15 protein-coding genes are annotated in these 12,506 nt (G+C 54.4%); 3 read left to right on the forward strand and 12 right to left on the reverse strand.

Translation table 11 applies throughout. The features are described from left to right. The first annotated feature begins 18 nt into the window (after positions 1–18). The gene (locus tag ABT56_RS08985) at positions 19–843 is read left to right on the forward strand and encodes a carbon-nitrogen hydrolase family protein (protein WP_047878549.1); all 825 of its coding nucleotides are present in this window, start codon (positions 19–21) and stop codon (positions 841–843) included. A gap of 39 nt (positions 844–882) precedes the next feature. Continuing rightward, entirely contained in the window at positions 883–2,328 is a 1,446-nt protein-coding gene (gene tldD / locus ABT56_RS08990; RefSeq protein WP_047878550.1) for a metalloprotease TldD, read from the forward strand. Between the two features lie 70 nt (positions 2,329–2,398). Here tldD and yjgA read toward each other — a convergent pair whose 3' ends face one another. Then, the gene (gene yjgA / locus ABT56_RS08995) at positions 2,399–2,923 is read right to left on the reverse strand and encodes a ribosome biogenesis factor YjgA (RefSeq protein WP_047878551.1); all 525 of its coding nucleotides are present in this window, start codon (positions 2,921–2,923) and stop codon (positions 2,399–2,401) included. A gap of 160 nt (positions 2,924–3,083) precedes the next feature. Here yjgA and pmbA point away from each other — a divergent pair, with 160 nt between their 5' ends. Next, positions 3,084–4,427 carry a metalloprotease PmbA gene (gene pmbA / locus ABT56_RS09000; protein WP_047878552.1) on the forward strand — a complete coding sequence of 448 codons (1,344 nt, stop codon included), beginning with the start codon at positions 3,084–3,086 and terminating at the stop codon, positions 4,425–4,427. 77 nt (positions 4,428–4,504) lie between these two features. Here pmbA and mgtE read toward each other — a convergent pair whose 3' ends face one another. From mgtE to ABT56_RS09050, 11 genes are all read right to left on the reverse strand, one after another. Then, positions 4,505–5,866, reverse strand: coding sequence for a magnesium transporter (gene mgtE / locus ABT56_RS09005; RefSeq protein WP_047878553.1), 1,362 nt, complete (start codon positions 5,864–5,866; stop codon positions 4,505–4,507). A 191-nt stretch (positions 5,867–6,057) separates the two neighbouring features. Beyond that, entirely contained in the window at positions 6,058–6,333 is a 276-nt protein-coding gene (locus ABT56_RS09010) for an HPr family phosphocarrier protein (protein ID WP_047878554.1), read from the reverse strand. Further along, positions 6,330–7,181 (reverse strand): RNase adapter RapZ, encoded by an 852-nt coding sequence (gene rapZ / locus ABT56_RS09015; protein WP_047878555.1) that lies wholly within the window; start codon positions 7,179–7,181, stop codon positions 6,330–6,332. The genes ABT56_RS09010 and rapZ overlap by 4 nt, the downstream gene beginning before the upstream one ends. Positions 7,182–7,221: 40 nt before the next feature. Next, complete coding sequence (ptsN, locus tag ABT56_RS09020; protein WP_047878556.1) at positions 7,222–7,671, reverse strand: PTS IIA-like nitrogen regulatory protein PtsN; 450 nt, start codon at positions 7,669–7,671, stop codon at positions 7,222–7,224. Positions 7,672–7,673: 2 nt separating this feature from the next. Then, entirely contained in the window at positions 7,674–7,961 is a 288-nt protein-coding gene (hpf, locus tag ABT56_RS09025) for a ribosome hibernation promoting factor (protein WP_047878557.1), read from the reverse strand. 23 nt (positions 7,962–7,984) lie between these two features. After that, a complete protein-coding gene (locus ABT56_RS09030; RefSeq protein WP_047878558.1) occupies positions 7,985–9,469 on the reverse strand; it encodes an RNA polymerase factor sigma-54 in 1,485 nt (494 codons plus the stop codon). A gap of 106 nt (positions 9,470–9,575) precedes the next feature. Beyond that, complete coding sequence (gene lptB / locus ABT56_RS09035) at positions 9,576–10,301, reverse strand: LPS export ABC transporter ATP-binding protein (RefSeq protein ID WP_047878559.1); 726 nt, start codon at positions 10,299–10,301, stop codon at positions 9,576–9,578. A 7-nt stretch (positions 10,302–10,308) separates the two neighbouring features. Next, positions 10,309–10,812 (reverse strand): lipopolysaccharide transport periplasmic protein LptA, encoded by a 504-nt coding sequence (gene lptA / locus ABT56_RS09040; RefSeq protein ID WP_047878560.1) that lies wholly within the window; start codon positions 10,810–10,812, stop codon positions 10,309–10,311. Beyond that, positions 10,799–11,356 (reverse strand): LPS export ABC transporter periplasmic protein LptC, encoded by a 558-nt coding sequence (lptC, locus tag ABT56_RS09045; protein WP_047878561.1) that lies wholly within the window; start codon positions 11,354–11,356, stop codon positions 10,799–10,801. The genes lptA and lptC overlap by 14 nt, the downstream gene beginning before the upstream one ends. After that, positions 11,353–11,529, reverse strand: coding sequence for a hypothetical protein (locus ABT56_RS23890; RefSeq protein WP_157037807.1), 177 nt, complete (start codon positions 11,527–11,529; stop codon positions 11,353–11,355). The genes lptC and ABT56_RS23890 overlap by 4 nt, the downstream gene beginning before the upstream one ends. Further along, positions 11,529–12,500, reverse strand: a complete 972-nt coding sequence (locus ABT56_RS09050) for a KpsF/GutQ family sugar-phosphate isomerase (protein ID WP_047878562.1) — start codon at positions 12,498–12,500, stop codon at positions 11,529–11,531. The genes ABT56_RS23890 and ABT56_RS09050 overlap by 1 nt, the downstream gene beginning before the upstream one ends. Positions 12,501–12,506 lie beyond the last annotated feature (6 nt).

Here is a 12,506-nt window from a genome sequence, read left to right on the forward strand (position 1 = left end):
AGGCAAAAGGAGGCAGCCATGACAGTTGTTGGCTTGGTACAGATGAATTCGGGCAATGAGCCCGAACGCAATCTCAAGCAGTTGGAAAGAAAGCTCAAAGGATTGCAGCTTCAAGGGGCCAAATTGGTCGTGACGCCGGAAAATTGCTTGGTGTTTGGCACCAAGGACGATTACTCCCGTCACGCCGAACCCTTGGGGGATGGGCCGTTGCAGTTGGCCGTCGCGAAGATGGCCCGTCAGCTTGGGATCTGGTTGTTGATAGGGTCTATGCCGATCCGCCAGCCTTCCGGAGCCCTGACCACGACCGCTTTGCTGTTTGACGATAACGGAGAGCGGGTTGCGCATTATGACAAGCTGCACATGTTTGATGTGGCCGTCGCCGATATGCACCGTACCTATCGTGAATCTGACACCTTCGAGCCGGGACAATCGGTGAAAGTCGTCCCAACGCCATTTGGCAACATTGGGCTGTCTATTTGTTATGATATCCGATTCCCGTTGCTATACAGTGAATTGCGCGAGCAGGGGGCTGATATTATTGTGGTGCCTGCGGCCTTTACCAAGGTGACGGGCAAGGCACACTGGGAGCTGCTGCTCCGCGCTCGTGCTGTCGAGACCCAGTGCTGGGTCCTCGCGGCGGCGCAGTGGGGGGAGCACAATGAATCCCGCGAGACCTGGGGGCATTCGATGGTTGTCGATCCCTGGGGACAGGTTGTCGCCACCCAGTCCCAGGGTACCGGGGGGGTGCTGGCCGAGATTGATCTTGGTTTTAGCCAAGCGATCAGAACAAACATGCCGTTGGCGGAACATGCACGCTTTGCTGTTCGCCGACGTGACCGCTAAGTGGCAGTGGCCGCTTGGCCGAATGACAAGAGCAGAAAAATGACACTGGAAACTGTAGAAAAGACAATGCTGGCCCAGTCAGGGCTGGGACGTGAAGAGCTGAGTCGTACACTGGGCGTAGTGGCGGCCCGCGAGGTCGACTACGCTGATATTTATTTCCAGTCTTGCTGGCATGAGTCGCTGGTTCTAGAGGACAGCATCATCAAGGATGGATCATTCAATATCGATCGCGGTGTTGGGGTGCGGGCGGTGTCTGGCGAGAAGACCGGTTTTGCCTATTCCGATCAGATCAACCAACTGGCCCTGACCCAAAGTGCCAAGGCGGCGCGCGGGATCACCCGTAGTGGTGGCGACGGCAAGGTCAAAGCATTCACTCCGGTCGTACCGACAGAATACTATGCCGCGGTCAATCCGCTGAACGGTTTCGACAAGCACCAGAAGATCGCTTTGCTAGAAGAGATCGACCGTTATATCCGGACCAAGGAGCCATTGGCGACCGAGGTGTCGGTTAGCCTCAACGGTGTGTATGAGCAAGTATTGGTCGCCGCTCTCGATGGGACGTATGCTGCGGATATCCGTCCGTTGGTTCGACTATCGATCAGTGTTTTGATTGAGAAGGGTGATAAGCGTGAGCACGGTAGCGCGGGTGGCGGTGGCCGTTTTGGTTACGAGTACTTCCTCACTGAAACCGGCGGCAAGAGCGTGGCCCTGACTTATGCCGATGAGGCTATCCGTCAGGCATTGGTCAATATTGATGCCGACGAGGCACCTGCGGGTACGATGCCCGTTGTTCTTGGCGCGGGTTGGCCGGGCGTATTGCTGCACGAGGCTGTGGGTCATGGTCTTGAGGGGGATTTCAACCGCAAGGGCTCGTCAATGTTCTCGGGGCAGATGGGTGAGCAGGTGACATCCAGCCTATGTACGATTGTCGATGACGGTACCTTGGTTGATCGCCGTGGTTCGATCAATATCGATGACGAGGGCACGCCGGGCCAATACAATGTGCTGGTCGAGAAGGGTAAGCTCAAGGGCTACATGCAAGATAAGCTCAATGCCCGCTTGATGGGCGTAGCACCGACGGGCAATGGTCGCCGAGAGTCGTATGCGCATTTGCCGATGCCGCGTATGACCAACACTTACATGTTGCCGGGCGAGCACAGCCCTGAAGAGATTATTGCCAGCGTGAAGCGTGGTGTTTACGCGCCGAACTTTGGTGGTGGCCAAGTGGACATTACTTCGGGCAAGTTCGTTTTCTCTGCGTCTGAGGCATACCTGATTGAAGACGGTAAGATTACTCGGCCAATCAAGGGTACGACCCTGATCGGTAGCGGTATCGAGGCAATGCAGCAGGTGTCGATGGTCGGTAACGATCTCGATATCGACCGCGGCGTCGGTGTCTGTGGCAAGGCAGGGCAGAGCGTGCCTGTCGGTGTCGGTCAGCCGACCCTGAAAATTGAGTCGATGACGGTTGGCGGTACTCAGTAAGCGCCAATCGACAGTGATAAAAAATGCCAGCGAAGATGCTGGCATTTTTGTTTGGCGGCGAACAGAACGCTTAGTCTTCGATGTACAGCTCTTTGAGGTACTGGAAGATTTCGCGGTAAGCCTTGGCTGGCTTGTTCTGCTCTTTTTCTTTCTTGGCCTGACGAACCAGCTGGCGCAGGTGCTGACGGTCAGCGTCAGGGTGATCAACCATAATGGCATTGATCATGCTGTCACCGTTTTCGATCAGCTTGTCGCGCTTCTGCTCTAGCTTGCGCAGTTGGGCTGTGGTTTGTGAGTGCTTGTTGTTAAGTTTGTCCAGTGCTGTCTGGATTGGCTCAATCTCAACCTGACGCATCAGTTTGCCTATACGCTGTAGCTGACGGCGACGGGCTTCGTTTTTGAAGCGCTGAGCGTCTTTCACCGCTTCTAGCAGCTCTTCGTCCAGCGGGATTTTTGCCAGCGCACCTGGTTTTAGTTCAACCAGCTCTTCGCCCATTTTTTGTAGGGCTTCCATATCGCGCTTCATCTCGGATTTACTTACCCAGATGATTTCTTCTTCTTCTTCCCAAGGGGCTTTTTGGTTTTTACGGCTCATAATGGGCTCATCGCTTTTGCATTTTGGAGTATTTTACCAGTTTAATCATCTTTTGGGGCGCAAAAAACACCCTGCCAGTGTTATCCTAATAGTAATACCTTTTTCAGAGGCTTGTGGCACATCTGTGATGCTGGCAAGTCCGTGGTGAGATAATTAGATGATGGACGTGAAAGAACAGGTCGCCCAGCAGCGTGTTCAGCTGGAAGCTGCAGTAGCCCGGGCGCTTGAGCTGGCTGGTATGCAGGCTGATGCCGCAGAAGTGGCCATTAACAAAACCACCGGGATCAGTGTATCGACGCGGATGTGTGAAATCGAAAATGTCGAGTTCAACAGCGACGGCGCGTTGGGGATCACGGTATATCGTGGCCAGCGCAAAGGCAGCGCATCAACATCGGACCTCAGTGAAGAGGCGATCGCCCAAACTGTGGCGGCAGCGTTGGATATTGCCCGTTATACCTCGGAAGACCCATTTGCCGGCCCTGGACCGGCAGAGTTGATGGCGAGGGATATTCCTGATCTTGATCTGTTCCACCCTGACGAGCCGGAACCGGATCATGCCGGTGAGATCGCCGCTCGTGCTGAGCAGGCCGCGCTGGACTACGATCCACGGATCAAGCAGAGCGACGGGGCAAGCTATGACAGCCATTACGGGATCCGGGTATACGGCAACAGCCACGGGATGCTAGCCAGTTATGCCTCGAGCCGCCACAGCACCAGCTGCTGCGTGATTGCCGAGGGCAAGAACGGCGAGATGGAGCGCGACTACAGCTATACCAGCGCCCGTCGAGCTCAGGACCTATGGACACCGGAAGCGGTGGGCTTGCATGCCGCCGAGCGCACCGTTGGCCGAATCGACCCTCGTAAGCTATCAACCCGCGAAGCGCCGGTGATGTTTGCCGCCGATATTGCAACAGGCCTGTTCGGCCATTTGGTGATGGGGATCAGCGGTTCCAACCTTTACCGTAAGTCCTCTTTCCTGCTTGATCACCTAGGTAAGCAAATTTTCCCTGACTGGGTGAATATCAGCGAGCGTCCACATGTTCTGCGCGGGATGGCCAGTACGCCGTTTGACAGCGAGGGTCTGGCAACCCATGATCGCGAGATTATTCAGGATGGCACTTTGCAGACATACCTGATGACCAGCTATGCGGCGCGTAAACTGGGCAGCCAGCCAACCGGCCATGCCGGCGGGATCCACAACTGGCTGGTCAGCTCGACCGGCGAGAGCTTCGAGCAGATGCTGCGCAAGATGGATCGTGGCCTTTTGGTGACAGAGCTGATGGGCCAGGGCGTTAATATTGTCACGGGGGATTATTCTCGTGGTGCGGCGGGTTTCTGGGTGGAAAACGGCGAGATCCAGTATCCTGTCAGCGAGATCACCATTGCTGGCAACCTTAAGGATATGATGGCCAATATGGTTGCTATCGGTAGCGACACCGAAATGCGCAGCCAGATCCAGACTGGCTCTATTTTGCTCGACCGGATGAAGATTGCCGGCGAGTGATACCTGTCGAGGTAGCTGAAAATACAAAAAAGCGAGAGCCGGTGCTCTCGCTTTTTTTATGGTTCGATCCGGCCTCGTTATTGGACCAAAAAGAGGGTCGCCAGTCCGAGGAAAACCGACAGGCCGACAATATCGGTGATGGTGGTGAGAGCCATGCCCCCTGCCAGCGCCGGGTCGATATCCATTTTCTTGAGCATGATCGGGACGCAGACCCCAGCGATACCAGCGACCAGCAGGTTGGTGAGCATGGCCCCGGCAATAATGGCCCCGAGCAGGAAGTTCCCCTTCCACAAGACGACGACGGAGCCAATGATAATCGCCCACAGGATCCCGTTGATCAGGCCGACACGCGCCTCTTTGCTTAGCAGCCAGCGGGTGTTGCTGTCACCGATGTGGCCGACGGCTAGGCCGCGGATCACCAGGGCGACCGTCTGGTTGCCCGCCACCCCGCCCATTGACGGTACGATGGTCATCAAAATAGCGATTGAGGCCATTTGTGCGAGGGTTTCCTCGAACATATTGGAGACGGAGGCGGCAGCCAAGGCGGCAAGGACGTTGACCCCGAGCCAGATACTGCGGCGCTTGGCGGATTTGACGACGGGGGCAAAGGTGTCCTCGTCATCGTCCATACCCGCCATACTCATCATCGAGTGCTCGGCATCTTCACGGATAATATCGACCACGTCATCGATGGTGATACGGCCGACGAGGTGGTTGTTGGCATCAACCACCGGTGCCGACAGCCAGTTGCGGCGCTCGAACAGGTTGGCGACCTCACCATCGTCCATGTCGACCGGAATCGCATCGTCGGCATCTTCCATCACATCATGGATCTCGACATCGGGCTGGGTGGTGATGAGGGTGGCCAAGCTGAGGTAGCCGATCAGTATTTCGTTGAGGTCAACCACGTACAGGGTATCGGTCGCTTCCGGCAATTCGCCCTTCATGCGCAGGTAGCGCAGAACCACGTCGGCACTGACATCACCACGGATGGTGATGAAGTCGGTGCTCATGATGCCGCCGGCGGTGTCTTCCGGATAGGCCAGTGCTTTTTCGACCCGGTGACGGTCGGTCGCATCCATTTGCGCCAGCACTTCTTGGTATTTGTCGTCGGGCAGGCTACGCAGGACGTAGGCAACGTCATCCGACTCCATCCCTTCGGTAACGGCGGCCAGCTTGTCCGGTGCCATCTGGGCAACGATACCGTCTTTGACGTCTTCGGAAAGCTCGTCGAGGATATCACCCTGCTCTTCGGGATCGGTCAGTTGCCACAGGACCTGACGTTCTTTTGGGGGGCAGGCTTCAAGCAGGTGGGCGATGTCTTCCGGCTCCATCTCCTGCAGCATGCGGCGGACATGGACAAACATCCCGTTTTCTAGGGCCTGGTTGACTTCCTGTAATGTTTGGTGCGTGTTGTCTTGTTCAATAATGTCAGCCATGGCCAGCAGTACCCCAAATGACTCTGAGACGTTATACCGCGAGGAGTCCTCTGCCCGATGCCAGCTATGACTATGAGGTATAACGATGCAATAAGCTGAATTTTAACGCAATAGGAGGTGGCTTGTCTCATCAGATATGAGAGGAAATGATCAATTCATCACCAAGAGGGGCGAGCGATGTGCTAAGTGGCTTAGTTTTCCTCGTCAAAGCCCGCTTCGATAAGCTCGCTGACTGCGGCCAGTGCCGTGGCGGCATCATGGCCTTCAGCTGATACGACCACCCGCTGCCCTTGGGCTGACTCGAGCATCAGCAGGCCCATCACGCTATCGGCGGTGGCGGTTTTGATACCGTTGCTGATGGTGATGGTCGCCTCGAAGCTCTGGGCTAGCTCGACCAGTTTGATTGCCGCCCGGGCATGGAGGCCGAGGCGATTCTTGATAAACAGATCGCGGCTCAGGCTACTCATTGCTTACTTTCCAGTGTTCGGTGGCGAATCTGGACTTGGTGCCCTTCATAGCGGAAGTATTCGGCAAGCTGCTGGGCAACGTAGACAGAACGGTGCTGGCCGCCGGTACAGCCGATGGCTACGGTTAGGTAACTGCGGTTGTTTTTTTCCAGCATCGGTAGCCAAGTTTCGATGAAATTGCGGATCTGATTGGTCAGCTGGCCGACTTCGGGGTGGCTGCTGAGGTAGTCTTTGACACCTTGATCGAGGCCTGTCTGGGGTTTTAGCTCCGGTACCCAATGGGGATTGGGCAGGAAGCGAACATCAAACACATAATCGGCATCAGTTGGCAGCCCGTATTTGAAGCCAAAAGACTCGAATACCATGATCAACTCACGCGCATCGCGTCCGAGAACTCGGGACCGGACCATCTCGCTCAGGTCATGGATTGACTTATGGGTGGTGTCGATAACCAGATCGGCCCGCTCCTTGATGGGTGCCAGTACGGCATTTTCCGACAGGATTGCCTGTTCCAGTCCGAGATCGAAGCGTGACAGTGGGTGTAGGCGGCGGGTTTCGCTATAGCGTTTTACCAGTGTCTTGTCGTCGGCATCAAGGTAAAGCACGTTGACATCGATATCATCGCCCAGAGACTCGAGGATATGTCGGATTTCATCGGGTTGGGATGGCAGGTTGCGCACATCAATGCTGACGGCGATATTTTGTTGGCTGCCAGCCAGAGTTCGGACGAATTCCGGCAAAAGGTTAACAGGCAGGTTGTCGACACAGTAATAACCGAGATCTTCCAATACGCGAAGGGCAATAGATTTTCCCGAGCCGGAACGACCGCTTACGACCATTAACATCATGGCTGTTATTCCTCAGGGTTGGGGCGAAAGAGGGTGATCATTATGAATCACAGGTGAGTATTTGATAAAGCTCTTCGTCGCTTTGCGCGGTACGGAGCTGTTTGCAGATGTGTTTGTCGTTGAGTTTTTCAGCCATGCTGGCGAGTGTTTTTAGGTGTTCCTGACATTGGGTTTCAGGTACCAGCAGTGCGAAGAGCAGATCGACCGGTTGGTTGTCGATGGCATCGAACTGGATGGGATCCTGACACTGGATCAGAACCGCAATGGCTTCATCGCTGTTGTTGATCCTGCCGTGGGGAATCGCAATGCCGTGGCCAATGCCGGTACTGCCCATCTTTTCTCGATTGAGCATACATTCGAATAATGGCTGGGGGTTTTGGTCCAGATGCTGGGCCGCGATTTCGCTGATGATCTCGAGAGCGCGCTTCTTGCTGGTGCAAGGGACTGCACTCTTGGTGCAGTCCAGGCTCAATACGTTACTCAGTTGCATGATTAATGACTATTGAGTTTATCTTTGTGTTTGTTTAGTTGACGTACCAGTTTATCAGTTAAAGCATCAATCGCGGCATACATATTTTCAGAATCCGCCTTGGCGTGGATTTCCCCAGCGTTGATATGGAGGGTGGCTTCGGCGACCTGCTGGAGCTTCTCCACGTTCAAGATGACATGGACATTGTTAATCTTATCGAAAAAACGTTCGAGTTTGTCGAACTTGGTTTCCACATATTCACGCATGGATGGGGTGATTTCAATATGGTGCCCAGTAAGATTAATTTGCATAGACATCTTCCTTCTTGTTCGCCTTAGAGTAGGCGTTTTCGCTGATTAGACGGCGGGATCCCGAGGGATTCTCGGTATTTGGCGATGGTACGTCGTGCCACCATAATCCCTTGTTCCGCCAATAATGTCGCTATTTTGCTGTCACTCAGTGGCTTGGCCTGGTTCTCGGCCGCGACCAGCTTTTTCACCAGAGCCCGGATAGCGGTCGATGAGCATTCACCGCCGTTATCGGTACTGACGTGACTGGAGAAGAAGTATTTAAGTTCGAAGATACCGCGTGGGGTATGCATGTATTTTTGGGTCGTGACCCGTGAAATGGTGGACTCGTGCATGTCGACAGCCAGCGCGATGTCATTGAGCACCATCGGCTTCATGGCTTCCTCGCCATATTCGAAAAAGTCCTGTTGATGTTCGACAATACAGCGGGCGACCTTGAGCAGGGTTTCGTTGCGGCTTTCCAAGCTCTTTATCAGCCATTTGGCGTCTTGCAGGTGGGTGCGGATGAACTGGCTGTCGGCCGTGTTGCGGGTGCTCTTGCTCAGCGCCGCGTACTGCTCGTTGACCCGGATCCGCGGTACGCTGTCTGGATTGATGGTGACGACCCACTGGCCGTGATCCTTGAATACCGATACATCGGGCACGACGTATTCCGTTTCGCTGTTTACCACCCGGTTACCCGGGCGCGGGTCAAGTCCGTGGATCAGCTGCATGACCTGTTTCAGCTCAGCTTCCTTGAGCCGGGTATCGCGCATCAGCTGGCGGAAGTCTCGGTTGGCCAACAGGTCAATGTAGTCGGTCAGCAGCATTTTTGCTTCTGCCAGCCATGGTGTCTCGGGCTTGAAGGTGGCCAATTGCAGCAACAGGCATTCTTGCAGGTTGCGGGCCGCTACGCCGAGAGGGTCGAACTGCTGGACGCGTTTGAGAACCGCCTCGACCTCGTCAAGCTCAACTTCGTCATCGCCGAGGCTCTCAAGAATGTCGTCGGTCGAGCAAGACAGGTAGCCTTTCTCGTCAATGGCATCAATGATGGCGGTGGCAATGGTGCGGTCAGTCTCGCTAAACGGCGTCAGTTCTAGCTGCCAAGTGAGGTAATCTTGCAGGCTTTCGGTGGTTTCGCCTTGATAGACGGGCATGTCGTCGTCGAGAGCAATGCCGGTACTGCCGGTGCCTGCACTGTAGACGTCGTCCCAGGTGGTGTCGACGGGCAGATCTTCGGGCATTTCACGCTTTTCGATGGCTTCGGAGGTATCGAAGCTCTCGGCATCGCTGTCTGAATAGTCGGCCTCGCTGCTATCGCGACTGTCGTCGTTGTCGCGATCTTTGTGCTCTTCGCCGGTGAGGGTTTCATGGGCACTCTCTTCAAGCTCAAGCAGGGGGTTGGCATCAAGGGCCTCTTGGATTTCCTGTTGGAGATCCAGAGTCGATAGCTGCAAGAGACGGATCGCCTGCTGAAGCTGGGGCGTCATTGCCAACTGTTGACCAAGTTTGAGCTGAAGCGAGGTTTTCATCGTTATTTATGTACCTTAATTGTTATCTTTGCTATTGGCAGTACACCCAGCAACACTGTTGGTCCGTGCCTGCAGGGTGTCCGCTTCGGTACGTCCTTACTACTAACTATAGACGGAACTGGTCGCCCAGATAGACTCGTTTCACGTGCTCGTCGTTGAGTACTTCAGACGGTGTGCCGTGGGCGATAAGGTGCCCTTGGCTGACGATGTACGCTTGTTCACAGACATCCAGAGTTTCTCGAACATTATGGTCGGTGATCAGTACGCCTAGCCCACGATCGCGTAAATGCTCGATGATTTTCTTGATATCGATCACAGAGATAGGATCGACACCGGCAAAAGGTTCATCGAGTAGGATGAACTTAGGGTTGGCGGCCAGGGCGCGGGCAATTTCTACCCGGCGTCTTTCACCACCAGAGAGCGCCATTCCCAAGCTATTGCGGATGTGCTGGATATTGAACTCGTCGAGCAGTTCTTCCAGCTTGTCCTGCCGCTCGGCTTTGCTGAGCTCCTTACGCGTCTGCAATACTGCCATCAGGTTGTCGTGGACTGACAGCTTGCGGAAGATTGAGGCCTCCTGGGGCAGATAGCCAATGCCCATCCGTGAACGGTTGTGCATGGGTTGCAGGCTGATATCGACGTCATCGATAGTGATCGAGCCGGCATCGCGGGCGACTAGGCCCACGATCATGTAGAAGGAGGTTGTTTTGCCTGCACCGTTGGGGCCTAGCAGGCCGACAATCTTGCCGGATTGAACCTCAAGGCTGACATCGGAAACAACTTTGCGCCCGCTGTAACTTTTGGCCAGGTTTTGTGCTTTCAATACTGCCATGTCGAGCTTACTTCTTATTTTGGTTTAGCTGGTTAGGCTGCAAGATAGTGGTAACGCGTTTTTTCTTTCCGCTTTCGGCGACCAGTTTTTGCTCGTCGATCTTGTAGCTAATCACCTTGCCTTGAATTTCGCTGCCTTCTTGGATCAGGATGGCATCATCGGTCATCTTGAGGAATTCCGTTGATGTCTCGTAGCGCATTTTCTTTGCCGCGCCGTCGATTGGCTTGCCGTTGTCCATCAGCTGGTGGAACGTCGCAGGGGCACCGTAGGCATCAATGGTCTCTTTGCCCTCTTGACCGCTAGGCCGGGTCACGACGACTTTGTCGGCGCGGATGTCAATGCTGCCCTGACGCAAGATTACATTGCCAGTAAAGGTGACGATATTGTTCTGGATATCAAGTTCCTGATTGTCGGAGTTGATATAGATAGGCTGCTCGGTATCGTTGCTCAATGCCCATGTAGGGCTAGAGAGCAGCAGGCAGAGCAGGGTAGTAAGTTTAAAGTGCTTCATATCTACCTTTTACATTATTCAACAGGGTAGCGATGCTACGATCCATATTCCCTTTCAGGCCGATGCCTTCGTTTTCGAAGTGTTCACCGGTAATCTTGACCGGATCCGGGGTGTCGAAATCCTTACTGATCAAATCGAGGCGCAGGTTGTCGGTTTGGATGACCTTGAGTGCAGATTGTGGCAGCAGGTTGAATACCCTAACGTGACCGGTCATCTGCAGTACGTGATCTTTGTCAAGGCGGGCCTTGTCGGCACTGATCCGCCATTCGGTTTCATCTCCGTCTCGGTAAACCCACAGGACGGGGTCGACAAAGTCGGTATTGCCACTCTGGTTGAAGTGCTCTAGGTAGCTGGCATCTATCTGATAGCTGCGCAGGCCCGCTTCGTTATACGAGGTATTGGTTACCGTATTACCGGTAAACAGAGGCTTCTCGGCATCAGGAGCAACCTGCACGTCTTCTTCCCAGTGTTTGTCCAGCAGGTAGTAGCCGGTCCATGCACAAACTACCAGTAGCAAGGCAGAGAGTAGCCTTTGTAAGGTCATATGCTTAAACCTTTATGTTTATCTAATTTGCCGTTGGCTTCAAGGAGCAGGTTGTACACAGTCTCATACTTATAAGAAAAGGCCGCACCTACATCACAAATCAGCAGCCGGGTCTCTAATGTTTCATTATACAGTGTATGGCATACAGGGCAGCCAAGCGCTCCAATTTGCATTACATCACTCCGGCTTTCAAGAGGTCATGCATATTAAGCGCCCCAACCAGTTTGCCGTTATCGGTGACCAGCAGGCCATTGATTTTTTTGTCTTCCATCAGCTTCAGTCCCTCAGCGGCCAAGACGTCACACGTGATGGTCGCTGGGCTGCGGGTCATTACCTCACCGATTTCCGTATTGTGGATATCGACATGGTTGTCCAGCAGGCGGCGCAGATCGCCATCGGTGAAGATCCCGAGCAGGGTCTGATCCTGATCTATGATAGCTGTCATTCCCAAGCCTTTGCGAGAGACTTCGAGCAACGCATCTTTGATGGTCGCATTTTCCTGTACCACAGGCAGGGCCTCGCCGCAGTGCATTACGTCGCTGATCCGCATCAGCAGTTTGCGGCCTAGTGCTCCACCCGGGTGGGACAGGGCGAAATCATCGGCGGTGAAGCCGCGGGCTTCCATTAGGGCAATGGCGATTGCATCTCCCATCGCCAGCGTTGCGGTGGTGCTGGAGGTGGGAGCCAGCCCAAGCGGGCAGGCTTCTTTGTCGACGGTGATCTGCAGGTGGATCTGCGACAACTTGGCCATGCTTGAGGCGGGCTTGCCAGTCATGCTGATTAGCGGGATGCCCAAGCGCTTGATTACCGGAAGCAGGGTTAGGATCTCTGATGCTTCGCCGGAGTTGGAAATGGCCAATAACACATCCCCTTTGGCAACCATGCCCAGATCACCGTGGCTGGCTTCGCCCGGATGAACAAAGAATGCCGGTGTGCCGGTGCTGGCAAGGGTCGCGGCAATTTTGTTGCCGATATGCCCTGATTTGCCCATTCCCATCACGATGACTTTGCCGTTGGCATTGGCAATGAGTTCGCAGGCAGCAGTAAAGCTACCATTGATGTATTGGGTTAGCTGCTGCAGGGATTGGGCCTCGATATCGATCACTCGACGGCCAATTTCACAATAATCAAACGTTTCAGACATAGCTTA

The organism is Photobacterium aquae, assembly GCF_001029445.1.
Lineage (GTDB): Bacteria > Pseudomonadota > Gammaproteobacteria > Enterobacterales > Vibrionaceae > Photobacterium > Photobacterium aquae.

What these genes read in the sequence shown, in the direction of transcription:
- ABT56_RS08985 (WP_047878549.1), top strand. Translation starts at nt 19, where the DNA reads ATGACAGTTGTTGGCTTGGTACAGATGAATTCGGGCAATGAGCCCGAA.
- tldD (WP_047878550.1), top strand. Translation starts at nt 883, where the DNA reads ATGACACTGGAAACTGTAGAAAAGACAATGCTGGCCCAGTCAGGGCTG.
- yjgA (WP_047878551.1), bottom strand. Translation starts at nt 2,923, where the DNA reads ATGAGCCGTAAAAACCAAAAAGCCCCTTGGGAAGAAGAAGAAGAAATC.
- pmbA (WP_047878552.1), top strand. Translation starts at nt 3,084, where the DNA reads ATGGACGTGAAAGAACAGGTCGCCCAGCAGCGTGTTCAGCTGGAAGCT.
- mgtE (WP_047878553.1), bottom strand. Translation starts at nt 5,866, where the DNA reads ATGGCTGACATTATTGAACAAGACAACACGCACCAAACATTACAGGAA.
- ABT56_RS09010 (WP_047878554.1), bottom strand. Translation starts at nt 6,333, where the DNA reads ATGAGTAGCCTGAGCCGCGATCTGTTTATCAAGAATCGCCTCGGCCTC.
- rapZ (WP_047878555.1), bottom strand. Translation starts at nt 7,181, where the DNA reads ATGATGTTAATGGTCGTAAGCGGTCGTTCCGGCTCGGGAAAATCTATT.
- ptsN (WP_047878556.1), bottom strand. Translation starts at nt 7,671, where the DNA reads ATGCAACTGAGTAACGTATTGAGCCTGGACTGCACCAAGAGTGCAGTC.
- hpf (WP_047878557.1), bottom strand. Translation starts at nt 7,961, where the DNA reads ATGCAAATTAATCTTACTGGGCACCATATTGAAATCACCCCATCCATG.
- ABT56_RS09030 (WP_047878558.1), bottom strand. Translation starts at nt 9,469, where the DNA reads ATGAAAACCTCGCTTCAGCTCAAACTTGGTCAACAGTTGGCAATGACG.
- lptB (WP_047878559.1), bottom strand. Translation starts at nt 10,301, where the DNA reads ATGGCAGTATTGAAAGCACAAAACCTGGCCAAAAGTTACAGCGGGCGC.
- lptA (WP_047878560.1), bottom strand. Translation starts at nt 10,812, where the DNA reads ATGAAGCACTTTAAACTTACTACCCTGCTCTGCCTGCTGCTCTCTAGC.
- lptC (WP_047878561.1), bottom strand. Translation starts at nt 11,356, where the DNA reads ATGACCTTACAAAGGCTACTCTCTGCCTTGCTACTGGTAGTTTGTGCA.
- ABT56_RS23890 (WP_157037807.1), bottom strand. Translation starts at nt 11,529, where the DNA reads ATGCAAATTGGAGCGCTTGGCTGCCCTGTATGCCATACACTGTATAAT.
- ABT56_RS09050 (WP_047878562.1), bottom strand. Translation starts at nt 12,500, where the DNA reads ATGTCTGAAACGTTTGATTATTGTGAAATTGGCCGTCGAGTGATCGAT.